This window comes from Streptomyces sp. SolWspMP-5a-2, from assembly GCF_900091845.1.
In the GTDB taxonomy this organism is placed as follows: Bacteria; Actinomycetota; Actinomycetes; order Streptomycetales; family Streptomycetaceae; genus Streptomyces; species Streptomyces doudnae.
Genome location: NZ_FMCI01000082.1, coordinates 13022 through 37170, shown reverse-complemented (window position 1 = coordinate 37170; position 24149 = coordinate 13022). Strand labels below are relative to the sequence as shown.

Genomic DNA, 24149 nt, shown 5'->3' with positions numbered 1-24149 from the left:
GTCTCAACCGGCCCCGGTGACGGCGGCCGCGCCCGCGACCGCCGCGTCGAGGATGCCGACCGCCTCCGTGATCTCCGCGGCCGTGGCGACCAGCGGCGGCAGCAGACGGACGGTGGTCGGCCGGCCGAGACAGGGCGAGACCAGCAGGCCCGCGCCCGCCAGCCCGACCACGACGGCGCCCGCGGTCGCGGGCGTGGCGAACTCGACGCCGCGCAGCAGCCCCCGGCCGCGCACCTCGACGACCGCACCGGGATACCGCGCCGCGAGGGCCGTGAGCGCCTCGTCCAGGAGGGCCGCCGACCCGGCGCCGCGCTCCGCGAGCTCCTCGATGGCGGTGAGCGCGGCGGGCAGCGCGGCGCAGCTCAGCGGATGCCCGCCGAAGGTCGCCGAGTGCAGGAACGGGTCGGCGGCCAGCGGCGCGTACATCCGCTCCGAACAGAGCAGCGCCGACAGCGGCACCACGCCGCCGCCCAGCGGCTTGCCGAACAGCACGGCGTCCACGGGCAGTCGGTCGGCGAGCGCCACCGAGCGCTCGCCGCACCGGCGCAGCCCGCACTGGATCTCGTCGGCGATGGCGAAGGCCCCGTGCCGATGGGCGTCCTCGCACCACTGCCGCAGCACCTCGCGGGGCAGCGGCACGGCGCCGTTCTCGCCCTGCACGGGTTCGAAGACCAGCGCGGCCACGTCCCCGGCGGCCGTCTCGCGGCGCACCGCGTCCGGGTCCCCGGGATCCAGGTGGACGACGTCCACCGCGCAGCCGCGCAGCCCCACCCGGTAGAGCGGGCTGTGGGTCAGGGCGAGCGCCCCGAGGGTCTTGCCGTGGAAGCCGCCGCGCACCGCGAGGACCCGGCCGCGGCCGGTGGCGAGGCGGGCCAGTTTGACGGCGACCTCCACGACGTCGGCGCCGCCGAGCCCGAAGTAGACCTTCGGCAGCCGGTCGTCCAGGTACCCGGAGAGCCGGGCCGCCGCGTCGGCCGTGACCGGGTTGGCCAGGCTGCGGGTGGAGGTCGGCATGGTCTCCAGCTGCTCCCGGACGGCGGCCGTCACCGCCGGGTGCCGGTGCCCCAGCAGGGTGACGGCGTAGGAGCCGAAGTCCAGCGCCGAGCGCCCGTCGGAGAGCGTGACCCGGCACCCCCGCGCGGACTCCTCGACGGCACCGCGCCCGGCGAAGCTGCCGGTCAGGGCGAGCTTGGGGGAGAGGTGGCGGCGCAGCCGGTTGAAGACCTCAGGGGCGGCGGCCGCCGCGGGCGCCGTCACGGCGCGACCGTGCGCCGCAGCAGGCGCTGCTCCAGGGCGGCGAGCATCTGCGCGGCGTTCTCCCGCAGGGCGTCCGCGGCCACCGGGTTGAGCATCTCCGCGAGCAGCGGGATGCCGATGTCGAAGTCGACGTGCAGCGAGACGGTGCTGCCGCCGTCCGGCTCGGCGCGGACGGCCCAGTGCCCGACGAAGCGGCCGAGGTCGCCGCTGACCTGCTCGAAGGAGAAGCGCCGCGCCGCGTGGTCGATCACCTCCGCCTCGGTCCAGTGCAGCAGCGAGCCCCCGAGCCGCACCGACCAGGCGGTGGTGCGGTGCCGGTCGTCGGGGCGCTCGGTGACCACGACGGAGTCGACGCTCTCCATGCAGTCCGGGTAGCGCTCCACGTCGACGACCGCCGCCCAGGCGGTGTCGGGCGGCACCTCGATGCGCTGGTCCACGTCGACTCGTGGCATGGGGTCACCTTTCTCCGTGCGGGTGGGCTGTCCGGGCGCGGTCGGCGTCCGGGGTGCGGTGCGGGCGCAGGGCGTCGGCGACCGAGGCGGCCAGGGCGCGCGGCAGGACCTGCCGCAGCACGGCCCGGTTCAGCGGCCGTACGTGGGTCATCGCGTGCCGCTGCTCGACGAGGGAGCAGCCGAGTTCGCGCTTGGGCTCGTAGGCGGTCTGCGCGAAGCGGATGTGCGCGCAGCCGCTCTCGATCGCCAGCCTGATCGCCTCGTAGTGGACGACGTGGTAGAGCCGGGCGTCGTGGGCGAGCCGGTAGTCGAGGCCGATCCGCGCGCCGACGGCCCCCGACCCGCGGAACAGGCAGAGCAGGAAGGCGACCAGCCGGTCCTCCTCGAAGCAGGCGACGAGCCTGCGCCGCGGCTCGCGAGCGGCGTGCAGGGCGGCCAGGAAGTCGTGGTCGAGGACGTCCAGGGTCTGGTCGGCGCGCGCCATCACCTGCCGGTAGAGCGCGAGGACCTCGGGGAGCAGGTGCGCGAAGTCGTCCAGGACCTCCACCCGCAGTCCTGGCCGGGCGTGGAACTTGCGGAGCTTGCTGCGGACGTTGCGGCGCGGCTTGGCGGGCAGCGCGGCCACCCAGTCCTCGAACGAGGCGTGTCCCAGGCGCAGTTCGGTGTCGGGCAGGCCGGGGGCGAGGAAGAACCCGGCCCGGGTGAGCGCCGGGCGCAGCGGGGTGAGATCGGCGGCGGCGAAGTCCTTGAGGACGACCGTGCCGAGCCCCTCGCGCCGGGCGAAGCCGAGCACCCCGCGCACCAGCAGCCGGGCCGCCCGGTCGTCCAGGGGTCCGGGGGCGAGGACGTGGCCCTGGCCGAGCAGATGGCCGCAGATCAGCATGGGCACCCGCAGCAGCCGTGGCGCGAGGGCCCGCACCGGGGCGAGGAGACGGCGTTCGCGGGGGCCGACGACGTCGTCGAGGCGCAGCCCGCGGAAGAGGCAGAGCGGCAGCGCGGCCACCGTCTCGCCGTCTCGGCGCACCACCAGGCAGGCGTAGCCGTCGGGGCCGACGGAGGAGTGCTCCAGGGCGGTGAAGACCCCCCGCGACCACATCGGGTCGTCGGCGGGCGCGAGGCGCTCCCACTCCTCGCGGGGCAGCGCGTCGGCGCCGGGAAGGATCTCGACGCGGTAGCCGGGGCGGCCGGTGGCCCGGTCCATCGGGATCACCTCCTTGTCGGGGTTCGGGTGCGGGCGGGGGAGCGGTCAGCCGATGCGCAGCGGACGGCCGTCGAGCCAGTCGCGCAGCGGGCGGGCCATCCGCGCGCGGGACGGCGGGTGGAAGGTGAGGCCGACGGCGGCGGCCGCCAGGTAGGAGCCGTCGGGGGAGCCGATGAACGCCATGCCGCCGAGGGCCGCGAGGCAGACCCGGGTCGTCTCGGCGATGGCGTCCTGGGCGGCGTACCGGGCGGTCAGCGCCCGCACCAGCAGCGCGTCGCCCCACTCCTCGTCGTCCATCGCCCGCGCCACCGCCTCGACGGCGAGCATCGCGCCGTCCACCCCCACCAGGTACGGGGTCGGGTCGTCGGCGGCCCCCGGCCGTTCCAGGACCCGTTCGACGAGGGCGCTGGCGACGCCCAGATAGGCCGCCGTCAGCAGCAGTTCGAACCAGAGGAACCCGGCCACGTTCAGGGAGTCGGGCACGGCGTCGGCGGTGACGTCGGTCAGCACCACCATCTCCGGGTCGACCTCGACGTCGGTGAGGACCACCTCGTCGCTCTCGGCCCCGGCCAGGATCGGGTTGCGCCAGAACGGCCTGACCTCGATGCCGGGGGACTCCGCGGGGACGAGCGCGACGGCGAGGCGGTCCACCCCGTCGTCGTCCTTCATCGTGACGGACGCGGTCAGCAGGTCCATCGAGCGGGAGAGGCTGCACGGCATCTTGCTGCCGTTGAGGAGGATGCGCTCGCCTCGCCGCTCGGCGGTGATGTGCGGGCGCAGGATGTTCTGTCCGGTGCGGCCCTCGGCGAACCCGGAGGCGAGCAGCAGCCGGTCGGTGGCGACCGCCTCCAGGAGCAGGCCCTCGACGCCGGTGCCGTACTTGGCGGCCTCCACCAGACCGGCCACCGAGAAGTGGTGCATGGTGGTGGCCACCGCGAGGGACGGGCAGCGCGCGCCGACGGCCCGCTGCACCCGCACGGCCTGCAACGGCGTCAGACCCGAACCCGCGTTCTGGGCGGGCACCAGCAGCCCCGGCCCGCCGGCCTCCCGGAACGCGTCGATCGCCGGGCTCGGCGCGCTCTCCAGCTCGGTCAGGGGACGGCGGGCGAGCGTCTCGTCGAGTCCGGGCAGGAAGGAGTCGAGGGTCGCGCGTTCGAGGTGCAGGAAGTTCACGGGGGGAGCCCTTCGGGGGTGCGGCAGAGCGGGAGGGGGACGACGGGCGCCGCGCCGCCTATCCGGCGGCGGCCAGCGGGAGGTCGTCGAAGGAGCGCAGCGCGACCGAGTCCCGCCGCACCGGTTCCCCGGCCAGCGAGAGGGCGGGGAACCGGTCGAAGAGGCGGCCGATGAGCGCGGCGCCCTCCAGCCGGGCGAGGGCGGCGCCGAGGCAGTGGTGGGCGCCCGCGCTGAAGCTGAGCACCTTGGTCCCGGTCCTGCCGACCCGGAACGCGTCCGGGTCGGGGTGGCGCCGGGGGTCGCGGTTGGCCGCGGCGAGCACCGTCGTCACACTGGCCCCGGCGGGCAGCCTGGTGCCGGCGATCTCCAGCGGGCGGGCGGCGACCCGCTCGGTCATCATCACCGGCGCGTCCCAGCGCAGCGCCTCCTCGACGGCGGCGGGCCGCAGCGCGGGGTCGGCGCGGACCAGGGCGAGCTGGTCGGGGTGGGTGAGCAGCGCGAACACCGCGAGACCGAGGAGTCCGGCGGTGGTCTCGAATCCGGCCACGAACACCAGCAGCAGGATGTCCACCAACTCCCGCTCGGTCAGCGGACGTTGATCCGGTCCCCGCTGGTCGAGCAGGGCCGAGGCGAGGTCGTCGCGGGGCCGGGCGCGCCGCTGGCGCAGCACGTCGGCGAAGTACTCCCGCAGCGCCACCACGGCCCGGTCGGCGGCCGCCCAGTCCTCCGGGGTGCGGACCGGCTCCAGCAGCCGGGTGGCGCCCCGGCCCAGCTCGGCGAGGTGGTCGCGTTCGGTGTCGGGGACACCGATGAGCCGCCCGACCACGGCGACCGGCAGGGGCTGTCCCACCAGGTCCTGGAAGTTCGCCGGGCCGCCGCCGGACGCGGCCTCCGCGAACCGGTCCACCAGTTCGTCGGCGACCGCCTCCACCTGCGCGCGCAGCGCGGCCACCCGGCGGGCGGTGAACGTCCGCGCCACCGGCCGGCGCAGCCGCTCGTGGTCGGGGCCGTTGGTGGCGAGCATCGAGGAGTAGAAGAAGTCGGCGGCCGGATGGTCGCTCCAGCGCGTCAGCTCACGGGCGCACCAGGCGCGGTCGGGGACCTGGAGACCGGGTTCGGACAGGGCGTCCTGGCAGTCCGCGAATCGTGTCAGGAAGCGGGTGCCGAATTCCTCGCTGTGATGCGCCGCGTCCATTTCACGGAGTTCGGCGAGCAGCGGGTAGGGGTTTTCCCTGCCTTCGGCTGAGAAAATCGATAAGAGAATGGAATCGGCATCCACCAGGCACACCTTCGAATTCCCGCCGACCGCTCCGTGACCGCCGGGGGCGGGGTGAGCGGTTCGTCATCGTTCTCATGTGAGCGTAGTGGATGCCTGCGGCACACACCATTCCTTACCCCAAAGGAATTAACTCTCATATTGATGCGATAATCGCCGGGTGTTCGGTATGTATCGGAGCCGTGGCGTGCCGGAGCGGGCCGTGTCGCCGGGCGGAGCCGGGACGGGCCGGGCGGTTCCGCCGCCCGGCGCCCGCACGTCGGATCCCGTCCGGCCGCCGGGGCGCCGGGCCGCACCGCGCCCCGCGGACGGGGCCGGTCGGAGGCGCCGGGTCAGATGCCGAGCAGGTCGCTCAGATCGTCCGCGTGCTCTTCCTCCTCCTCCAGGATCCGCTCCAGCATCCGCCGCGTGGTCGGGTCGCTCTCGCCGATCCAGCGGATCATCTCCTGGTACGTCGTGATGACGATCCGCTCGGCGATCAGGTTCTCCTGGAGCATGCGCTTCAGGTCCGTCTCGTCGGTGGTGACGTATTCGGTGTGCGAACGCTCCTTCAGCGTCGTCGGATCGAAGTCCGGCTTGCCGCCGAGCTGGCTCACGCGCTCCGCCGCCCACAGGCCGTGCTGCATTTCCTGCGTGGCGTGCTCGGTGAATTCGGCCGCCACCTGGGCGCGGTCGATACCGGTGGCCGCGATCGCGTGCTGCGAATACCGCAGATAACAGACGATCTCGGTGGCGACGACCTGGTTCAGCACCTCGATCAGACGCTCACGGTCGGCGCCGTACGTCTTCGTCACCGGCCCCTCGTCCATGTGCGCGCGGGCGTCGTTCCGGATTTTCGTGACGTCGATCTCGAACTTGTTCTCCACTCGGACTCCAGACGTGAGTGCCTTCGTGTACAGCCGAAACTGTGCGGCACCTCCCGGACGCCGGGACGCTGACACGCCGCGCCCCGGACCGAACGGACCCCTCAGCGGCCGCGCCGCGACAGCCAGGCCGCCGCCAGCGCCCCGGAGACGTTGTGCCAGACGGAGAAGACCGCGGCGGGCAGCGCCGCCAGCGGGCTGAAGTGGGCGGCGGCCAGCGACGCGGCGAGCCCGGAGTTCTGCATGCCGACCTCGAAGGACATCGCCCGGCTGCCCGGCTCGCCCAGCCCAGCCAGCCGCCCGGCGCCGTACCCGAGCGCCAGACCGAGTCCGTTGTGCAGCACCACGGCGACGAGCACCAGCAGGGCGGCGGACTTGATGGCGTCCGCGCTGCCCGCCACGACCACCGTCACGATCACCCCGATGGTCACGGCCGAGAGCCACGGCAGCGCGGGCAGGGCGCGCTCCACCCAGCGGCCCGCCAGCAGGCGCACGGCCAGGCCCGCGAGCACCGGCAGCAGCACCGTCTTCAGGATGTCGGTGACCATGGAACCGGCGTCGACCGGCAGATAGGCACCGGCCAGCAGCAGCGTCAGCGGCGGGGTGACCAGCGGGGCGGCCAGGGTGGAGACGGTCGCCACGGAGACCGACAGCGCCACGTCGCCGCGGGCCAGGTAGGTCACCACGTTGGAGGCGGTGCCGCTGGGGGCGCAGCCGACCAGGATCACGCCCGCGGCGAGCTGCGGCGGGAGCTGCAGCAGGTGCGCGATGGCCCAGCCGAGGCCCGGCATGATCACGTAGTGCGCGCCCAGGCCGAGCGCCACCGCCCACGGCCGGCGCGCGACCCCGCGGAAGTCCTGCGGCGTCATGGTGACGCCCATGCAGAACATCACCACCCCCAGCAGGTACGGCACGGCCCCGCCCCAGCCGGTGAAGCCGCCGGGCAGCAGCAGGCCCAGGGCGCCCGCCGCGAGGACGAGGATCGGGAAGACGGTGACGGCACGACGCGCCGCGCGGTCGCGGACGCCGTCGTCGTTGCTGACGTGTACGGGTTCTTCGGTTCTCACCGTGCGAGACAACGCCTGGTCAGGTGCATGATGCAACGGTGTCTCGCGATGTGATCTTCTCCGGAGTGAAAATCGGACCGTGAGCGCGCGGTGAAGTCGTCCGCCGGGGGTACGGGGTGGGCATCGCGTGACGGGCGGAACCGGAAGGACGACGATGGCTTCGACTAGGCAGTTGCGACGGCTCAGGACCCTCTATGCGGGCGGAGCGGTCACCTGGACCTTCTGTCTGCTGCTCACCATGGCCAGGGGCGACGGCACGGCCCGGCAGACCCTGCTGCTGCTCGGTCTGCTCGCCGTCTTCCTCGTGCTGCTGCTCTGGTCGACCTGGTGCCTCTGGGAGGCGGGCGCCCACCGCAGGGCCGACGTCCCCGTCCGCGTGCAGCCCGAACGGACCTGACCCGGCCCTTCCGGCCGGGTGCGGACGGGCCCGGGATCTTGTGGCCCGACCGGGGTAGGCGTAGAGCGACCAGGGAGGATTGCCATGACGACGTACGTCATCTCGGTGCCGGGCACGTTCACCCGCGCCGCAGGACCGGCGACGCGGGCGGAGCTGACCCGGGCGTTGCGCCCGGCGGACCCGCACCACACGCAGATCGGGAGCGAGGAGGACCTCGACATCCTCAGCGTGAACGACGACGGTACGTTCACCGTCCGTCTCACCGTCGACGCCGACACCGGCCCCGAGGCCGAGCGGGAGGCCCGCAGGCTCGCCGAGTCCGCGCTGGCCGCCGTCGGGCTCGACGACGGGAGCGCGCCGCTGGGACCGGCGGTGATCACAGGCATCGACAGCGGGGCCTGAGCGCGCCGGACGACGGCCCGCGCGCGGGGTCGCCGGGCCGTCCCGGGCGGGTCTCCTTCACTCGCCCGGGTGAAACACGCCGAAGGGGCCGCCGCGCCCCGCATGGCGGGCACGACGCGGGGGAGAAGCCGGGCATCCGCTGACTTTTCCGGCCTCGAAGGAGCCCGCGCGTGACCGACGTCGTCTTCACCGCAGATTTCGCGTCCGAGTCCCAGTGGGTCGCGGGCCGCTCCTGGGCCTATCCGGGCGGCGGCCCCACCAACCCGGGCGACGACAAACTCGACCACCTCACCGCCGACCCCGCGCACTCCCGCACCGGCACGTTCCGCGCCACCCGCAGGACCGACGGCCTCTGGGACACCGGGCTGCTCACCACCGAGGGCAGCGCCGAGGGCTTCGCCGTCCGCACCGGGGACCGGCTCGACGCCCGGGTGCGGCTGCCCGTCGGGGTGGGCGCCTGGCCCGCCATCTGGACCTGGCGCGACGGCGGCAACGAGGTGGACGTCTTCGAGTACCACCCGGACAACCCCCACCTGCTGGAGTTCAGCAACCACGTGCGCCGGGCCGGACGCGACCTGCGCAGCGACGCCGTCGGCCCCGGGGGCCTCGTCGACCTGAGCGTGACGTTCGGCAGACGCAGCGTCGTCTGGTCGCTGAACGGCAAGCGGGTCTTCTCCGACAACCGCGGCGTCGGGGTCGGCTGGTACGCGTCCCTGATCGTCAACCTCTCGGTCTCCGCCGGTCGTTACCACCCGCACCCCGACGCCGCGACCACCGAGCTGTCCTACACGGTGGAGAGCCTCGTCGTGCACCGCCCGGTGAGCCTGCCGCCCGGTGGGTGACCCCGGCGGCGGCCGCGCGGGTCAGCGGGACGGCGCGGTGATGTCGAGCCGTGCCTCCAGGGTCCGGTCCGACGCCGGTCCCGTCCCCAGCGCCACCGTCCCCGGTTCCACCACCCAGGCCAGGTCCCGGTCCAGCGAGGACAGGGTGTCCCGGCCGACCGCGAACACCGCCTCCGCCCGCTCGCCCGGCGCGAGCGACAGCCGCACGAACCCGCGCAGTTCCCGAACCCTGGGCCAGGACGAACCGCCCGAGAGCCGCCGCAGATAGAGCTGGACCGTCTCGACGGCCGCCCGGTCCCCGGTGTTGCGGACGGCGACCCGGCACGTCAGGTCCGGCGCGTCGGCCGCCACCCGGGACGCCGACAGGCGCGGCGTCCCGTACTCCACGTCCGTGTACGCCAGCCCGTGCCCGAAGGCGTGGCGCGGCTGGTGGCTCTCGTCGACGTACCCCCGGTAGCGGTGGTCCTTGCCGTTGTGGAAGACCGGCAGCTGGGCCGACGACCTGGGCACCGACACCGGCAGCCGCCCGCGCGGCTCGTGCACGCCGAAGAGGACGTCGGCGACCGCCCGCCCGCCGCGCGGCCCCGGGTACCAGGCGCTGAGCACCGCGCCCGCCCGGTCCCGCAGGTCCGGCAGGGCGTGCGGCCGCCCCTGCACCAGGACCACGACGACGGGCGTCCCGGTCGCCGCCACCGCGTCGAGCAGCGCCCGCTGCCCGGCGGGCAGCGACACGTCCGCGAGGTCGACCCCCTCGCCGCAGGTCATGCCGGGCGCCGCCCCGGAACCGGCGACGGCGGCGCCGTTGTCGTCGAAAGCCGTGGTGCGTGACCTGGCGCTCGACCCGCCCAGCACCAGGACCGCCACCGAGGCGCCGGCCGCCGCCGCGACCGCCTCGGGCAGCCCGCCCCGGTCGTCCCCGACCAGCTCGCAGCCGCGCGCGTGGACGACCTCGGTGCCCGGCGCGACCGCCGCCCGCACGCCCTGCAGGACCGTGACACCGCTGCCGGGCCGCTGGGGCGCGGTGTAGTCGCCGATCTGCTGCTCCACGGAGTCGGCGTTCGGACCGATCACCGCGATCCGGCCCGCCGAGGGCGAGAGCGGGAGGACGGCGCCGTCGTGCGCGAGGAGGGTGATCGACGCCCGCGCGATCCGCTCACCCACGTCCCCGGCGTCCCACGCGCGGGCGGCCACGGACGGGACCTCCGGGGCGTCCGGCCCCCGGTCCCTGCCGGGAGCGGCGTCCCGCGCCCCCGCGCCGTCGGGGTCCGGCCCCGGCGGGTCCTCGTCGAAGAGGCCGAGGCGGAACTTCGCCGTCAGGACCCGGGCGACGGCCGTGTCCAGCGCCTCCTCGGACAGCAGCCCGCGCTCCACGGCCTCCGCCAGCCGCGGGAAGCAGGCGTCCCACAGGCTCAGGTCGCACCCGGCGTCCAGGGCCAGCGCCCCGGCCGTCACCGGATCGTCCGTCAGCCGCACCAGGCGGTCGATCGCGCCGCCGTCGGCCATCACCAGGCCGTCGAACCCCCACCGCTCCCGCAGCACCTCCGTCAGCAGGTACCGGCTGGCGACGCACGGCAGCCCGTCGAACTCGTTGTAGGCCGCCATCACCCCGCTCGCCCCGGCCGCGACCCCCGCCCGCGCCGCCACCAGATGGATCTCGTGCAGCTCGCGCGCGCCGAGTTCGGTCGCCGCGCTGTTGCGCCCGCCTACGGTCGCGCCCTGACCGGCGAAGTGCTTGAGCACCACCCCGACCCCGGCCTCCCGCGCCCCCTCGACCAGCGCCTCCGTCAACCGGGCCGCCAGATACGGGTCTTCGCCGAAGCACTCCTCGGCCCGGCCCCACCGCGGGTCGCGCACCAGGTCGAGCGCGGAGACCAGGGCCACGTGCGCGCCCCGGGAGCGCAGTTCGGCGCCCGCCGCGGCCGCCGCCTGCGCGTACAGCTCCGGGTCCCAGGTCGCCCCCACCGACAGGTTCACCGGCAGCACCGTGCCGTCCAGGGCCTGGTGGCCGTGCGGCATCTCCTCGACCAGCAGCACCGGGATGCCGAGCCGGGTGGTCTCCCTGACGTGCCGCTGCACCCGGGCGGCCATCGCCGCGCCGTCCACGGCGTCGAGGCCGTCCGCGAAACCGACCCCGGACCAGGCGTCCGCCCGCTGGAGCCCGTACAGGGCGCCCATCCCGCCGAAGGCGGCGACCTCCGCGCGGAACGCCTCCGTCAGCCGGTGCCCCCCGGCCGCGCGCTCGTAGGCGTGCCAGCCGTACATGCGCTGGTTGACCTGCCCGACCTTCTCCGTGAGCGTCATGCGGCCCAGCAGGTCGCGCACCCGGTCGGGCACCGGCGCGGCCGGATCGCGGTAGCGGGGGAGGGTCATCGCAGCTCCAGCACGGTGACGCCGTACGCGTCGAGCGGCACCTCGGACACCGGCGTGCCGTCGCGCAGGTCGTGCAGACGGCCGTCGGCGACCGGGCGCACGGTGAGCGGTTCGGGGCTCTGGCTGACCAGCCACACGAAGCGGCGGCCGTCCTCGTGGACCAGGACGTCGGCGCTGACGTGCGGGTCGGGCACGGTGACCGGACGCCGTACGCCCGCCACCTCGGCCAGCGCCGCGTACAGCCGGTGCGTGGTGTCCGGGTTGGCCCGCGCGGTCCTGGCCGCCATGTGCTCCAGCGGGTAGGTGGCCAGCACCGTGCGGCCCGTGCCCGTCTCCCTGACGACCAGCGCGGGACGGCCGTGCGCGTCCACCGCGACCACCCGGCCCTCCCGCGGCAGCACGGGCAGGTAGGCGCGGCTGTCCTCGTTCCCGGCGACCGGGAAGCGCAGCACCTCGCCCGCCCGCAGCCCGCCGAAGTCCTCGGTGAACGTCATCTCCAGGACGTCGTCCTCGATCGGCTCGGCCACCCCGTACGACAGCTGCAGCTCCACGCCGAACAACCCGTCGAGGTCGTCGAACCAGGGGCCGCGGGTCGCCGGGTGCTCGCCGGAGCAGAACGACAGGTAGACCGTCGAGCCCGCCTCCGCCCTGCGGGCCAGCTCGCGCCGGGTGCGCGTGGTCAACTGCCGGGTGGCGGGCAGCAGGTACAGGGACGCCTCGCCCGGCAGCAGGTCCGCCTCGCGCAGGAACCCGACCGGCAGGTCGGCGGCCCGCGCGGTGACGTAACTCTGGTGCAGGGACGTGAAGATGAGCGGCCGGTCGGCCGGTCGGCTGTAGGGGTAACCGCGTTCGAGGAAGGCGGGCACCACCAGGGCCGCGTCCGCGTCGGCGCGGGCGCAGCGCGCGAAGTCCACCGCCCGCAACACATCGGCGAACGCGGCCAGTTCGCGCAGCGGCTCCTTCGGCGCCCCGGTGGAGTCGGTGATGCCGAAGTGCATCTCGAACGGGTGGTGGTCGTAGGGCGAGCGGTCCCACAGGTCGTCGTAGTCGGTGTTGTTCCACGCCATCCAGCCGGTCGCCCCGCCGAGCAGCGAGTTGTGCAGCGTCTGCCGGTAGTAGAGACCGGCGTTGGCCGCCGAGACGGTGTCGGTGGAGAGGCCGAACTCCTCCAGGACGACCGGCTGTCCGGTCACCGCGGCCAGCTCGCACTCGAAGGCCGCGCGGTAGTGCTGACGGGTCCTGTCGGTGTCCGAGCGGTAGACGTGCGGGCCCACGAAGTCGACGTACTCGGCGGTGTCCCGCAGCGAGAAGCCGTTGTCGCGGCCGGTCACCTCGATGCCCCAGGCGCCGTCGCCCAGCGACACCGGCTGGGTGGCGCCGGTCGCCCGGACCGCGTTGCACATGGCCTGCGCCCACGCCGTCACCACGTCCGAGGACGGCGGGTCGACCTGGTAGATCCGCCCGTAGCCGGGCATCTCGTTGGTGATCAGCCAGCCGGTGACCGCCGGGTGGTCCTTGAAGCGGCGGGCCATCCGGGACACGAACCAGGCCTGCCGGCCCACCATCCACACGTCCTCGTAGAGGTCGCGGCCGCCGCGCCAGGCCGGGTCCCAGTTCTCCCCGGACATGTGGCCGACGATGAAGGTCGGCACGGTCCCCATCCCGGCCTCCCGGTGGGCGTCGAGGAAGTCCTCGAACCGCGCGCACAGTTCGTCGTCCACCCGGTACGGCTCGGGGTGGAAGTCCGGCCAGTAGAAGAACGAGCGGGTCATGTTCAGCCCGTGCTCGGCCAGGACCCGCAACTCCTCGCGCACGGTCTTCGGGTCGTAGTCCCGCCACATCAGCGGACCCCCGGTGCGGGACCAGAAGTTGGCGCCGAGCCAGGGCAGGACGTCGGGCTGGTGGGTGAGCTGGGCGCTGTGGCGTCGCATGGTCCTTCTCGGATGTTCGGGAGTGGGGGTGAGGGGCCCGGCGGCAACGGAGCGACGGGGCCCGGTGGATCGGGCGGCGGGGAGGGCGGTCAGGGGCGCCGGGACCGGCGGGCGCCGGGGCTGCCGGTCCCCGCCGGGGCGGAGGTCAGTCGGGCGCCGGTCCCGTCGACTCGCGGACGACCAGCCGGGGCCGTCCGGCCAGCGCCGCCGCGCCGACCTCCTCGCCGCAGAGCGAGAGCAGCAGCCGGGCCGCCGCCGCGCCGACCTGCTGCACCCGCTGGTCGACGGTGGTCAGCCGCGGATGCAGCCAACTGCCCAGCGGCAGGTTGTCGTAGCCGACGACGGACACGTCCCGCGGGACACCGAGCCCGGCCCGCTGCACGGTGCCGATCCCGCACACCGCCATCGAGTCGTTGGCGTACACGACGGCGGTCGGCCGGTCCCGCGCGTCCAGCAGGGCCTGCGTCGCGCCGACCGCCATCCGCTCGCTGAAGTCGGTGTGCAGCACCGCGAACGGCCGCAGCCCCGCCTCGCGCAGCGCCTCCTCGAACGCCGCCCGGCGCACCCGGGTGTGCTGGAGCTCCGGCGGACCGGCCACGTAGGCGACCCGCCGGTGCCCGAGACGCAGCAGGTGCGCCACCGCCTCCGCGACCCCCGCGCCCTGCTCACCGAGCCCGACCCGGGGGACGACGGCGGTGTCGTCGGGGGAGCCGAGCAGCACCGCGGGCAGCCCGAGCCGGGCCAGCAGCGCCGGACGCGCGTCGTCGTCACGGGCGTCGGTCAGCACCGCGCCGTCCACCCGGCCCTCGGCGGCGAGCCGCTCGTACAGCGCGTTCTCCTCGCGCGGGCCGGTGACCAGGTGCAGCAGCAGACCGTAGCCGCGCGGCGCGAGTTCGCCCTCTATCCCGGTGATCAGCTCGCTGAAGTGCGGGTCGGCGCCGAGCACGTCGGTCGGCCGGCGCACCACCAGGGCCAGGCTGCGGGTGCGCGCGTTGCGCAGCGCCGCGGCGGGCGCGCTGGGCGACCAGCCGAGGTCGGACGCCGCGTCCAGGATGCGGCGCCGGGTCGTCTCCGACAGCCGCCCCTTCTGGTTGAAGGCCTGCGAGACGGCGGCCGTCGACACGCCCGCCGCGGCGGCGACCGCCTTGATCGTGGGACGGCGCCCGGCCCGCTCGGTGGGCGCGCTCACATCTTCACCGCGCCGCTGACCAGGGCCTGCTGCATCCGCTTCTGCAGAACCGTGTACACCAGCCACACCGGCACCAGGGTCAGCACCGTGCCCGCCGTCAGCACGCCGTAGTCCGTGCCCGTGATCGACTTCAGGGTGGGCAGCGCCACCTGCACCGTGCGCTGCGCCGGATCGGGGCCGATGATGACCAGCGAGTACAGGTACTCGTTCCAGAACGTCAGGAAGTTCAGCAGCAGCACCGTCGCGATCCCCGGCAGGCACATCGGCGCGTAGACGTGCCGCAGCACCGCGAACGTGGACGCCCCGTCCAGCCGGGCCGCCTCCTCCATCTCCGCGGGCACCGTCCGCATGAACTGCACCAGGATCACCACCGACAGCGGCAGCGCCGTCGCCGGGAGGAACAGCACCATGAAGGCGCGGGTGTGGAACAGACCGGTGGCCGCCGCGAGCAGGAACGTCGGGAACAGCGCGGCGAAGGTCGGGATCAGGAACCCCAGCGAGAACACCTTCTCGATCAGCCCCGCCGTCCGCCCCGTCGACCGCGCCAGCGCGAACGCCGCGGGCACCGCCAGCAGCAGCGTCAGCGCCAGCGAGAACACCGTCACCAGACCGGAGTTGACGATCGCGAGCCCCAGGTCGGCGCTCTCGAACGCGGTGCGGAAGTTGTGCAGCCCCAGCGAGGTGGGCGGCGCGAACGGCCGGTCGAAGATCGCGTCGTTGCTCTTGAACGCCGACGCGAGGAAGTAGTACAGGGGAACGACGAGCAGCACCGCGTACGTCCACACCAGGACGTGCGCCGGGAGCCAGCGCTTGCCGAGCTTCATGGTGGGATCCGATCAGTAGGTCTGGCGGAAGACGCGGCGGATGGCGAGCAGACCGACGAGCCCGGTCAGGAACAGGAACACCCCGACGGTCTGGCTGTAGCCGAGGTCCGCGGCGATGAACGCCTTCTGGTACACGAGGAACGACAGGGTCGTCGACGACGTCCCGGGACCGCCCTGCGTCAGCAGCAGCACGTGCTGCGCCGAGCCGAACAGCGTCCACAGGAACTGGAGCATGGTCACGACGCCGACGTAGTCCCGGATCACCGGGAAGTGCACCGTCCACATCGTCCGCCAGTGCCCCGCCCCGTCGAGCTGGGCCGCCTCGCCCAGCTCACCCGGCACGCTGTTGAGCCGCGCCGCGAAGAGAACGGCGGTGAACCCGATGCCGCTCCACACGTCCAGGGCGATCAGACAGGCCAGCGCCGTCGACGGGGACGCCAGCCACGCGTCGGTCAGCGAGCCGAGGCCCACGCCCTGCAACGCCCCGTTGACCAGCCCGTCGGGCGACAGCGCCGCGTAGAAGACCATCGCCTTCGCGGGCGTCGAGATGAGCCCGGGGATGAACAGCAGATAGCGGATCACCCGGTGTCCGGGCGGCCGTTGGGCCACGTAGTAGCCCAGCATGTACGCGCAGACGATCATCACCGGTACCGCGACGGCCAGTTGGACGGCCGTGTTCGCCACGGCGTCCCAGAACACCGGATCGTCCAGCACGGTACGGACGTTGCCCCACCCGGCGAACGAGACCGGCTGCAGCATCCCGGGCCAGTGCAGGGCCGCGATCACGAAGATGGCGATCATCGGCCCGACCATGAAGACCAGGTACCAGACCAGAGCGGGCACGGCGAGGACGGTGCCGCCCTGCCGTGGCGTGCTGCGCGCGGCGGGGGCCGAGGGCGGGACGGGCCGGCGGGCCGCGGTGCCGTCCGGTGTCGTCGTCAGCGTCGTCATGCGGTGACTCCCGGAGTCGGGTCGGCGGGAACGGGGAGGGTGCGGCGGCTCATGCGGACCGGTACGCGGACTCGAGGGCGGCCCTGACCCGGGCCGGGCTCGTCCCGCGGGTGAACGAGGTGCTGGTCGCGGTGATCAGCGGCTGGGTGGCGGACGGCGGCACGTACACGTCGGGCAGCAGCACCTGGCTCACGCCGGAGCCGAGCCGCTGCGCCGCCGCCACCAGCGGGAAGCCGGTGCTGACGGTGTCCGTGCGCAGCGCCATGTCCCGGCCCGCCTCCGTCACGAAGCGCGACACCGTGTCCGCCCGGTACATGAAGCGCAGGAACTTCTCGACGTGCTCGATCTTGCGCACGCCGTTCGGGCTGATCCAGAAGCCGATCAGGGTGAACGCCCGGATGACGGTGGGGTGTTCGTGCGCCGCCCCGTCCGCCACCGGCCAGCCGCCCACCTCGGTGTGGCGGACCACGTCCTCGGGGATCTTCGCCAGCGCCGACGACATCGCCGACTGCACGGCCGCCGCCTGGGTGTTGTACTGGGTGGTCATCGAGTCGGACGTCAGGCCCTGCGCCTTGTCGGCGAAGACGCCCGCGTCCCGCAGGGTGGTGAAGTACTCGATGCCCGCGCGGGCGCCCCGGCTGCCGAAGTCGCCGGTGGAGTAGGCGTGCCGGGCCTCGTCCTGGGTCAGGAACGTCTGGATGATCTGCGCGAGCAGCTTCTGCCCGGTCCAGTCGTTGCCGCCGACGGTCACCGGCGCGATGCCCTTGGCCCGCAGCTTCCGGGCGGCGGCGATCAGCTCGTCGCCGGTGGTGGGGATCGCGCCGACGCCCGCCCGGTCGAGGAGGGCGCGGTTGTAGGCGACCGGCCAGTTGGTCGCGAAGTACGGGAAGGCGCGCAGCCGGTCCTTGTCGTCCGTCCACGCGGACAGCGCGGCGGGCAGCACCCGGTCGCGCAGCCCCCAGTCGTCGAGGTACCCGCCGACGTCGACGGTGGCGTCGACGTCCGTCCAGGCCAGCGTCTTGTCGTAGAGGTTCACCATGACGACGTCGGCCTCCTTGCGGGCCAGCCGCGAGGTCTCGTACACCTGCCCGAGGTCGTCGCCGTTGATGAGGTTCTTCACGGCCAGGCCCGGGTTCTCCTCGCGGAAGCGGTCCAGGGCGGCCAGGTAGGTGGGGGAGCCCGGCGCGGTGGTGCCGAGCTGCGTGTGGATGACGAGGGTGTCCGGGTCGGAGTCAGCCGCGGCCAACGACGAACAGCCGGACAGAGCGGGCACGGCGGCAGCCGCAGCCAGACCGGAGCCGGCGGCGAGCAGGCCGCGCCGGGTCAGCGATGAGCGCACAGCGGTGGTCTCCAACCAAGCGGTTAACGATTGGTTAATCGATGTACCTCGTGAGGTGCGAGGACTTTAAGGAGCGGGGCCGCTGTGGTCAAGGGGGTGGGCGTGACGAAAGGACGTGCGAGGGGCTGACGGGTCCGGGGGTTCCGGTGGGGCAGGGGGCTCCCGGCGCTACCAGGTGACCGGCAGGGCGACGGGGAAGCGGCGGATGGTGCCGGTGTCCCAGCGCACCTCCCGCGGCTCGACCGCGAGGCGCAGCCCGGGGAAGCGGTCCAGGAGGCCGCCGACGGCCACCTCCAGCTCCGTCAGGGCCAGCGGCACCGCGACGCACCGGTGGCCGCCCCAGCCGAACGTCATGTGCGGCAGGGCCGTCCGGTCCGGGTCGAGGACGTGCGGGCGCGGGTAACGGGCCGGATCGCGGTTCGCGGCCAGGTACGAGACGTGCACGTAGTCGCCCGCGCGGATGAGCACCCCGTCCATCACCACGTCCTCCAGGGCGACCCGGGGAATGCCGACCCCCTTGCGGAAGGGGATGACGCGCAGCAGCTCGTGCAGGACGTCCGGCAGCCGCCGCCGTCCGGCGCGCACGTCGTCGGCCAGCTCCGGGCGGGTCAGCAGCAGGTAGGCGATGTCGCTGATCTGGCAGGTGGCCGTGTCCACCCCGCTGAGCGTCAGTGTCAGGGCCATGACGGCCAGCTCGTCGTCGTCGAGGACGTCGGAGCCGTCCGCGGCGGCGGCCAGCGCGCTGATCAGGTCGTCGCCCGGCACCCGGCGCCGCTCCCGCACCAGCTCGTGGAAATAGGCGCGCAGCGCGGTCTTGGCGGCGGCCGCGTCCGCACCGCCCCCGGCTCCGGTGCCGAGCAGCAGCCGCAGCCGGTGCCGGGTGGGCGGCCAGTCGGCGCGCGGGATGCCGAGCAGGTCGAGGACGGTCAGCTCGGGAAGCTGGTCGGAGAGGTGGCGCACCAGGTCCGCCGGAGGACCCTGCGCCGCCATCCCGTCCAGCAGGCGGTCCGCGATCCGGGTGATCCGGCCGCGCATCCGGTCCGCGTGCTCCTGGGTGAACGCCTGCGCCGCCAGCCGCCGCAACCGGCTGCTGCGCGGCGGGTCCGCCACGTTGATCGACTCGGGCGAGACGATCGGCCCCGGGGTCATCCGGGGGAAGTCGGTGCCGACGATCGCGGCCCGGCTGAACCGCGGGTCGACGGTGACCCGGCGCACCTGCTCGAACCCGGTCACCAGCCAGGCGGGGGCCGCGCCGTACGGCAGCGCGATCCGGACGGGGGAGCCCCGCGCCATCAGCTCGGCGAGCGCCGGATCGAACTCCAGGGCCTCGCTGAAGTCGAAGGGGCACGTGGTCACGTCGTCCGCGGTCATCGCGTGGTTCTCCTGTCGCCGCCCGGGTCGCTGCCCGAACCGGTGACTACCCCGCGGACGGCGCGTTCTCCCCGCCGCCCTCCCCGTGTCCCTCTCCCGTGGTACGCGGGCGGCCGTCGCCGAAGACGCCCAGGATGCGTTCGGCGGCCAGTGTCGCCGTCAACTCGCCCGCCCGCACCGCCTGTTCGAGCGACGGGGCGAGGGACCGCACGGCGGGGTCCCGGCGCAGCCGGTCCAGCAGCTCGTCGTGGACCATCGTCCAGGTCCAGTCGACCTGCTGGTCCCGGCGTTTGGAGGCGAGCCTGCCGGCGGAGTCCAGCCGGGTCCTGTGCTGCTCCAGGCGTTCCCAGACCTGTTCGAGTCCGGTCGACTCCCGCGCGCTGCAACTGAGCACCGGTGGCGTCCAGAAGGCGTCCTTGCCGTGCATCAGCCGCAGCGCGCCCGCCAGTTCACGCGCCGCCACCTGCGCGTCCCGCTCGTGCGGGCCGTCCGCCTTGTTGACGGCGATCACGTCGGCCAGCTCCAGGACGCCCTTCTTGATCCCCTGGAGCTGGTCGCCGGTGCGGGCCAGGGTCAGCAGCAGGAACGTGTCGACCATGTTGGCGACCGCCGTCTCCGACTGGCCCACCCCGACCGTCTCCACCAGGATCACGTCGTAACCGGCCGCCTCCATCACCACGATCGACTCGCGGGTCGCCTTCGCCACACCGCCCAGCGTGCCCGCGGTGGGGGAGGGCCTGACGAAGGCCGCCGGGTCGACGGCCAGCCGCTCCATCCGCGTCTTGTCGCCGAGGATCGAGCCGCCCGACCTGCTGGACGAGGGGTCGACGGCGAGGACGGCGACCCGGTGGCCGAGCCCGGTGAGCAGGGTGCCGAAGGCGTCGATGAACGTCGACTTGCCCACCCCGGGCACCCCGCTGACGCCGATCCGCCGCGACCGGCCGCTGTGCGGCAGCAGCGCGGTCAGCAACTCCTGGGCGAGGACGCGGTGTTGCGGACGGGTGGACTCGACGAGGGTGATGGCGCGCGCGATCACCGCCCGCTTCCCGTCGAGGACACCCTTCACGTACGTCTGTGGATCGATGACTGCCATGGTGCTCAGAGTTCGTGGCCGAGGCCGGTCGACAGCCGCTTCACCAGATCGTGGGCCGCGTCGGGGATGACCGTGCCGGGCGGGAAGACGGCCGCCGCGCCCATCTCCAGCAGCGTCGGCACGTCCTGCGGCGGGATCACCCCGCCGACCACGATCATGATGTCCTCACGGCCCTCCTCGGCGAGCTGGTCGCGCAGCGCGGGCACCAGGGTGAGGTGACCGGCGGCCAGCGACGACACCCCGATGACGTGCACGTCCGCCTCGACGGCCTGCCGCGCCACCTCGGCCGGGGTCTGGAACAGCGGGCCGACGTCGACGTCGAAGCCGAGGTCGGCGAAGGCGGTCGCGATGACCTTCTGGCCGCGGTCGTGGCCGTCCTGGCCCATCTTGGCGACCAGGATGCGCGGACGGCGGCCCTCCGCCTCCTCGAACGCGTCCACCAGCGCACGGGTGCGCCCGACGGCCGGGGAGTCGCCTGCTTCGGTGCGGTACACACCCGAGATCGTACGGATCTGGCTCGCGTGCCGCCCGTAGACCTTCTCCAGCGCGTCGGAGATCTCCCCGACGGTGGCCATGGCGCGGGCCGCGTCCACGGCCAGCTCCAGCAGGTTGCCCTCGCCCGCAGCGGCCCTCGTCAGCGCGGACAGCGCGTTCTGGCAGGCGCGTTCGTCCCGCTCCGCGCGCAGCCGCCGCAGCTTCTCGATCTGCTGGGTGCGCACCGACGAGTTGTCGACCTTCAGCACGTCGATCTGCTCGTCGCTGTCCACCCGGTACTTGTTGACGCCGATCACCTGCTGGCGTCCGGAGTCGATGCGCGCCTGCGTCCGGGCCGCCGCCTCCTCGACCCGCAGCTTGGGGATGCCCGCGTCGATGGCCTGCGCCATGCCGCCCGCCCGCTCGACCTCCTGGATGTGCTGCCAGGCCCGGCGGGCGAGGTCGTAGGTGAGCTTCTCGACGTACGCGCTGCCGCCCCACGGGTCGATGACGCGGGTCGTGCCCGACTCCTGCTGGATCAGCAGCTGCGTGTTGCGGGCGATGCGCGCGGAGAAGTCCGTGGGCAGCGCCAGCGCCTCGTCGAGGGCGTTGGTGTGCAGCGACTGGGTGTGCCCCTGGGTCGCGGCCATCGCCTCCACGCATGTCCTGGTCACGTTGTTGAAGACGTCCTGCGCGGTCAGCGACCAGCCCGAGGTCTGCGAATGCGTGCGCAGGGAGAGCGACTTGGTGTTCTGCGGACCGAACTGCTTGACCAGCTTGGCCCAGAGCAGCCGGGCCGCCCGCAACTTGGCGACCTCCATGAAGAAGTTCATGCCGATCGCCCAGAAGAACGACAGCCGGGGCGCGAACGCGTCCACGTCCAGGCCCGCCTCACGGCCCGCCCTGATGTACTCCACCCCGTCCGCGAGCGTGTACGCCAGCTCCAGGTCGGCCGTCGCGCCCGCCTCCTGGATGTGGTACCCGGAGATCGAGATGGAGTTGTAGCGCGGCATCCGCTGCGAGGTGAAGGCGAAGATGTCGGAGATGATCCGCATCGACGGCTTCGGCGGGTAGATGTAGGTGTTGCGGACCATGAACTCCTTGAGGATGTCGTTCTGGATGGTCCCGGCCAGCTTCTCGGGCGGCACGCCCTGCTCCTCGGCGGCCACGATGTACAGCGCGAGGACCGGCAGCACCGCGCCGTTCATCGTCATCGACACCGTCATCCGGTCCAGCGGGATGCCGTCGAAGAGCTGCCGCATGTCGTAGATCGAGTCGATGGCCACGCCCGCCATGCCGACGTCGCCCGTCACCCGCGGGTGGTCGCTGTCGTACCCGCGGTGGGTGGGCAGGTCGAAGGCGACCGACAGGCCCTTCTGCCCGGCGGCGAGGTTGCGCCGGTAGAACGCGTTGGACTCCTCGGCGGTGGAGAACCCGGCGTACTGGCGGATCGTCCACGGCTGGTTGACGTACATCGTCGGGTACGGGCCGCGCAGGTACGGGGCGATGCCCGGATAGGTGCCGAGGAAGTCGAGTCCCTCCAGGTCCTGCCCGGTGTACAGCGGTTTGACGGCGATCCCCTCGGGCGTCTGCCAGAGCGGGTCGTCGCCGTCGGTCGCCTTCTTCAGCGCGTGCCCCCACTCGTCGGGGCCGCCGTGCGCGGACGGGGTGCCCAGCCCGATCCCGGAGAAGTCGGGGACGGGGGGCACGGAGGGCGCGGTCATCAGGACACTCCCATGAGGTCGAGCGTGGCGGAGAGCACGGCGACGGCGTCGCACCCGGCGAAGACGTAGCTGTCGACACCTTCGTACTTCCCGGGACGGCCGGCCAGGAACACCCGCGTGGCACCGGCCTCCCGCAGCTCCCGCGCCACCTCCCCGGCCCGCTCCTCGTAGAGCGCGTCGCTGGAGCAGAGGCAGGCGGCCACGGCCCCGCTCGCGGCGAAGTCACCGTCCGTGACGGGTTCGATGCCGCCCGCCTGGAAGAGGTTCGAGGCGAACGTGAGCCGCGCGGTGTGCGCGGCGGCCGGGCCGAGGGCGGCCAGGTAGACGCGGGGGCGGGCGCCGGTGGCGGCGAGATGGGCGTCGGAGCGGGCCCGCAGCGCCTCGTACGCCTCGTCGCGCCGCACCTTCGGCAGGCCGCCGGTGGGGGCGGCCGGTGCGGGCGCGCGGACCACCGGTTTCTCGGCGAGGTCCGGGAACTCGCTGACGCCGGTGACGGGTTCGCGGCGCTTGGCGAGATTCGCGGAGCGCACCGCCCAGGTCTCGGCGAGCCGGTCGCCGACCATCCCGGAGCGCAACGCGGCCCGCTGGCCGCCCGCTTGCTCGACGGTCTGGAAGAACTCCCAGCCCGCGTGGGCGAGTTCGTCGGTGAGCCGCTCCACGTACCAGGAGCCGCCCGCCGGGTCGATCACCCGGGACAGGTGGGACTCCTCGATGAGGATCGTGGAGGTGTTGCGGGCGATCCGCCGGGCGAACCCGTCGGGCACCCCGAGTTCCTGGTCGAAGGGGAGCACCGTGACGGCGTCCGCGCCGCCCACCCCCGCCGCCAGCGTGGCGACGGTCGTGCGCAGCATGTTCACCCACGGGTCGCGGCGCGTCATCATCACCGGGGACGTCACCGCGTGCTGCCGCTGGGCACCGGCCCCCGGGTCCCCGCAGACCTCGGCGACCCGCGCCCACAGCCGCCGCGCCGCCCGCAGCTTGGCGATCGTCAGGAACTGGTCGGCGGTGGCCGCGTACCGGAACTCGATCTGGCGCAGCGCCTGCCCGACGCCGAGACCGGCCTCGGTCAGCTCCCGCAGATAGGCCACCCCGGTCGCCAGCGCGCAGCCCAGTTCCTGCGCCGCCGAGCCACCGGCCTCGTGGTACGGCAGCGCGTCCACGGTCAGCGCCCGCAGCCCCGGGTGGGTCCGCACGCACCGCTCGGCGAGCCCGGCGGGCGCGGGGCCCTCGAAGGGCTCTCCGGTGCGGGCCTCGTGGCCGAGCGGATCGGCGCCGAGGTTGCCGTGGACCGCCTGGGCGGCCACACCCCGCTCCCGGTGGATGCGCAGCAGCTCGTCCGCCGCGGCCTGCGTCTCGGCGCCCGCGTCCAGGACGACCGGCGCCAGGTCCAGGTAGACGCCGTCGAGCGCCCGGTCCAGCGCGGACACCGGGATGCCGCCCCGGCTCTCGCCGACGACCAGCCAGAGCGACGTGACGCCGTTCTCCAGGTCGGTGAGGATCGCGTCGCCGTCCGCCGTGGCGTGCCGCTGGCGCACGTCCCAGCCGCCCGCGGTGTTGCCGTCCGGGCGCCCGCCGCGCACGAACGGCGCGAAGCCGGGCAGGCCGGGGTCGGGCGCCGCGTCGCGCGCCGTGTAGAGGGGGCGGGTGCGGAGACCGGGCTCCAGCACGGTGGACAGGGCGTCCTCGGCCGTGTCGTCCGAGACCTCCTTGCCGGACTTGCGCAGCACGCCTGTCACCAGGTGTTGCCATTGCTCGTGTGTCGCGGCGGGGAACTCGGCGGCCAGCGCGAGCCCGTCGTCAGGCAGGACCGTCATGGGCGGATGCTAGGGCAGATGAACTAAGGAGATGCATAGGGCGCGGCTGTGATCTTCTTCTCGCGGCGGAAGTGGCCCGCGGCACAGCGTCCCGCGCGTCCCGCCCGACCGGGTCGGACCGCCCGCGTCACAGGGCCGG

20 protein-coding genes are annotated in these 24149 nt (G+C 73.8%); 3 read left to right on the top strand and 17 right to left on the bottom strand.

What is annotated here, in order from left to right; translation table 11 throughout:
* Positions 1 to 3: 3 nt before the first annotated feature.
* The 7 genes from GA0115242_RS07500 to GA0115242_RS07470 all read right to left on the bottom strand — a co-directional run bounded on the left by GA0115242_RS07500 (position 4) and on the right by GA0115242_RS07470 (position 7289).
* Positions 4 to 1257, bottom strand: coding sequence for an aspartate aminotransferase family protein (locus tag GA0115242_RS07500; RefSeq protein ID WP_093825799.1), 1254 nt, complete (start codon positions 1255 to 1257; stop codon positions 4 to 6).
* Positions 1254 to 1709, bottom strand: coding sequence for a type II toxin-antitoxin system RatA family toxin (locus GA0115242_RS07495; protein ID WP_093825796.1), 456 nt, complete (start codon positions 1707 to 1709; stop codon positions 1254 to 1256). Before GA0115242_RS07495 ends, GA0115242_RS07500 begins: the two co-directional genes overlap by 4 nt.
* A 4-nt stretch (positions 1710 to 1713) precedes the next feature.
* Positions 1714 to 2910 (bottom strand): GNAT family N-acetyltransferase, encoded by a 1197-nt coding sequence (locus GA0115242_RS07490; protein WP_093825794.1) that lies wholly within the window; start codon positions 2908 to 2910, stop codon positions 1714 to 1716.
* A gap of 45 nt (positions 2911 to 2955) precedes the next feature.
* Positions 2956 to 4083, bottom strand: a complete 1128-nt coding sequence (locus tag GA0115242_RS07485) for an acyl-CoA dehydrogenase family protein (RefSeq protein WP_093825792.1) — start codon at positions 4081 to 4083, stop codon at positions 2956 to 2958.
* 58 nt (positions 4084 to 4141) lie between these two features.
* Positions 4142 to 5278, bottom strand: a complete 1137-nt coding sequence (locus GA0115242_RS07480; protein WP_093825790.1) for a cytochrome P450 — start codon at positions 5276 to 5278, stop codon at positions 4142 to 4144.
* A 413-nt stretch (positions 5279 to 5691) separates the two neighbouring features.
* Positions 5692 to 6168, bottom strand: coding sequence for a ferritin-like domain-containing protein (locus GA0115242_RS07475; protein ID WP_202555036.1), 477 nt, complete (start codon positions 6166 to 6168; stop codon positions 5692 to 5694).
* A 158-nt stretch (positions 6169 to 6326) separates the two neighbouring features.
* Positions 6327 to 7289, bottom strand: coding sequence for a bile acid:sodium symporter family protein (locus GA0115242_RS07470; RefSeq protein WP_256089384.1), 963 nt, complete (start codon positions 7287 to 7289; stop codon positions 6327 to 6329).
* A gap of 154 nt (positions 7290 to 7443) precedes the next feature.
* Here GA0115242_RS07470 and GA0115242_RS07465 point away from each other — a divergent pair, with 154 nt between their 5' ends.
* The 3 genes from GA0115242_RS07465 (at position 7444) to GA0115242_RS07455 (ending at position 8930) form a co-directional block, all read left to right on the top strand.
* Positions 7444 to 7686 carry a hypothetical protein gene (locus GA0115242_RS07465; RefSeq protein WP_141721533.1) on the top strand — a complete coding sequence of 81 codons (243 nt, stop codon included), beginning with the start codon at positions 7444 to 7446 and terminating at the stop codon, positions 7684 to 7686.
* An 84-nt stretch (positions 7687 to 7770) separates the two neighbouring features.
* Complete coding sequence (locus GA0115242_RS07460) at positions 7771 to 8088, top strand: hypothetical protein (RefSeq protein ID WP_093825784.1); 318 nt, start codon at positions 7771 to 7773, stop codon at positions 8086 to 8088.
* Between the two features lie 170 nt (positions 8089 to 8258).
* The gene (locus GA0115242_RS07455; protein WP_093825782.1) at positions 8259 to 8930 is read left to right on the top strand and encodes a beta-glucanase; all 672 of its coding nucleotides are present in this window, start codon (positions 8259 to 8261) and stop codon (positions 8928 to 8930) included.
* Positions 8931 to 8951: 21 nt separating this feature from the next.
* On the opposite strand, the gene GA0115242_RS07450 is transcribed toward GA0115242_RS07455, so the two are convergent.
* From GA0115242_RS07450 to GA0115242_RS07405, 10 genes are all read right to left on the bottom strand, one after another.
* Positions 8952 to 11300 carry a glycoside hydrolase family 3 N-terminal domain-containing protein gene (locus tag GA0115242_RS07450; protein ID WP_093825780.1) on the bottom strand — a complete coding sequence of 783 codons (2349 nt, stop codon included), beginning with the start codon at positions 11298 to 11300 and terminating at the stop codon, positions 8952 to 8954.
* Positions 11297 to 13231: a glycoside hydrolase 5 family protein gene (locus GA0115242_RS07445; protein ID WP_093825778.1), complete on the bottom strand. Its 1935-nt coding sequence runs from the start codon at positions 13229 to 13231 to the stop codon at positions 11297 to 11299. Before GA0115242_RS07445 ends, GA0115242_RS07450 begins: the two co-directional genes overlap by 4 nt.
* Positions 13232 to 13376: 145 nt before the next feature.
* Complete coding sequence (locus GA0115242_RS07440) at positions 13377 to 14420, bottom strand: LacI family DNA-binding transcriptional regulator (protein ID WP_093825776.1); 1044 nt, start codon at positions 14418 to 14420, stop codon at positions 13377 to 13379.
* A complete protein-coding gene (locus GA0115242_RS07435) occupies positions 14417 to 15244 on the bottom strand; it encodes a carbohydrate ABC transporter permease (protein WP_093825774.1) in 828 nt (275 codons plus the stop codon). Before GA0115242_RS07435 ends, GA0115242_RS07440 begins: the two co-directional genes overlap by 4 nt.
* A gap of 12 nt (positions 15245 to 15256) precedes the next feature.
* Positions 15257 to 16195 carry a carbohydrate ABC transporter permease gene (locus tag GA0115242_RS07430; RefSeq protein ID WP_093825771.1) on the bottom strand — a complete coding sequence of 313 codons (939 nt, stop codon included), beginning with the start codon at positions 16193 to 16195 and terminating at the stop codon, positions 15257 to 15259.
* 49 nt (positions 16196 to 16244) lie between these two features.
* Positions 16245 to 17534, bottom strand: coding sequence for an ABC transporter substrate-binding protein (locus GA0115242_RS07425; protein ID WP_093825768.1), 1290 nt, complete (start codon positions 17532 to 17534; stop codon positions 16245 to 16247).
* A gap of 168 nt (positions 17535 to 17702) precedes the next feature.
* A complete protein-coding gene (locus tag GA0115242_RS07420; protein WP_093825765.1) occupies positions 17703 to 18905 on the bottom strand; it encodes a cytochrome P450 in 1203 nt (400 codons plus the stop codon).
* A 46-nt stretch (positions 18906 to 18951) separates the two neighbouring features.
* Complete coding sequence (gene meaB, locus GA0115242_RS07415; protein ID WP_093825763.1) at positions 18952 to 19998, bottom strand: methylmalonyl Co-A mutase-associated GTPase MeaB; 1047 nt, start codon at positions 19996 to 19998, stop codon at positions 18952 to 18954.
* A 5-nt stretch (positions 19999 to 20003) separates the two neighbouring features.
* Positions 20004 to 22196 (bottom strand): methylmalonyl-CoA mutase, encoded by a 2193-nt coding sequence (gene scpA, locus GA0115242_RS07410; protein WP_093825761.1) that lies wholly within the window; start codon positions 22194 to 22196, stop codon positions 20004 to 20006.
* A complete protein-coding gene (locus GA0115242_RS07405) occupies positions 22196 to 24010 on the bottom strand; it encodes a methylmalonyl-CoA mutase family protein (RefSeq protein ID WP_093825759.1) in 1815 nt (604 codons plus the stop codon). The genes scpA and GA0115242_RS07405 overlap by 1 nt, the downstream gene beginning before the upstream one ends.
* Positions 24011 to 24149 lie beyond the last annotated feature (139 nt).

Bases quoted from the DNA above. Each gene is read 5' to 3' on its own strand.
- GA0115242_RS07495 (WP_093825796.1), bottom strand. From the start codon at position 1,709: ATGCCACGAGTCGACGTGGACCAGCGCATCGAGGTGCCGCCCGACACC.
- GA0115242_RS07490 (WP_093825794.1), bottom strand. From the start codon at position 2,910: ATGGACCGGGCCACCGGCCGCCCCGGCTACCGCGTCGAGATCCTTCCC.
- GA0115242_RS07480 (WP_093825790.1), bottom strand. From the start codon at position 5,278: ATGGACGCGGCGCATCACAGCGAGGAATTCGGCACCCGCTTCCTGACA.
- GA0115242_RS07475 (WP_202555036.1), bottom strand. From the start codon at position 6,168: ATGGACGAGGGGCCGGTGACGAAGACGTACGGCGCCGACCGTGAGCGT.
- GA0115242_RS07465 (WP_141721533.1), top strand. From the start codon at position 7,444: ATGGCTTCGACTAGGCAGTTGCGACGGCTCAGGACCCTCTATGCGGGC.
- GA0115242_RS07460 (WP_093825784.1), top strand. From the start codon at position 7,771: ATGACGACGTACGTCATCTCGGTGCCGGGCACGTTCACCCGCGCCGCA.
- GA0115242_RS07450 (WP_093825780.1), bottom strand. From the start codon at position 11,300: ATGACCCTCCCCCGCTACCGCGATCCGGCCGCGCCGGTGCCCGACCGG.
- GA0115242_RS07445 (WP_093825778.1), bottom strand. From the start codon at position 13,231: ATGCGACGCCACAGCGCCCAGCTCACCCACCAGCCCGACGTCCTGCCC.
- GA0115242_RS07435 (WP_093825774.1), bottom strand. From the start codon at position 15,244: ATGAAGCTCGGCAAGCGCTGGCTCCCGGCGCACGTCCTGGTGTGGACG.
- GA0115242_RS07430 (WP_093825771.1), bottom strand. From the start codon at position 16,195: ATGACGACGCTGACGACGACACCGGACGGCACCGCGGCCCGCCGGCCC.
- GA0115242_RS07420 (WP_093825765.1), bottom strand. From the start codon at position 18,905: ATGACCGCGGACGACGTGACCACGTGCCCCTTCGACTTCAGCGAGGCC.
- meaB (WP_093825763.1), bottom strand. From the start codon at position 19,998: ATGGCAGTCATCGATCCACAGACGTACGTGAAGGGTGTCCTCGACGGG.
- scpA (WP_093825761.1), bottom strand. From the start codon at position 22,196: ATGACCGCGCCCTCCGTGCCCCCCGTCCCCGACTTCTCCGGGATCGGG.
- GA0115242_RS07405 (WP_093825759.1), bottom strand. From the start codon at position 24,010: ATGACGGTCCTGCCTGACGACGGGCTCGCGCTGGCCGCCGAGTTCCCC.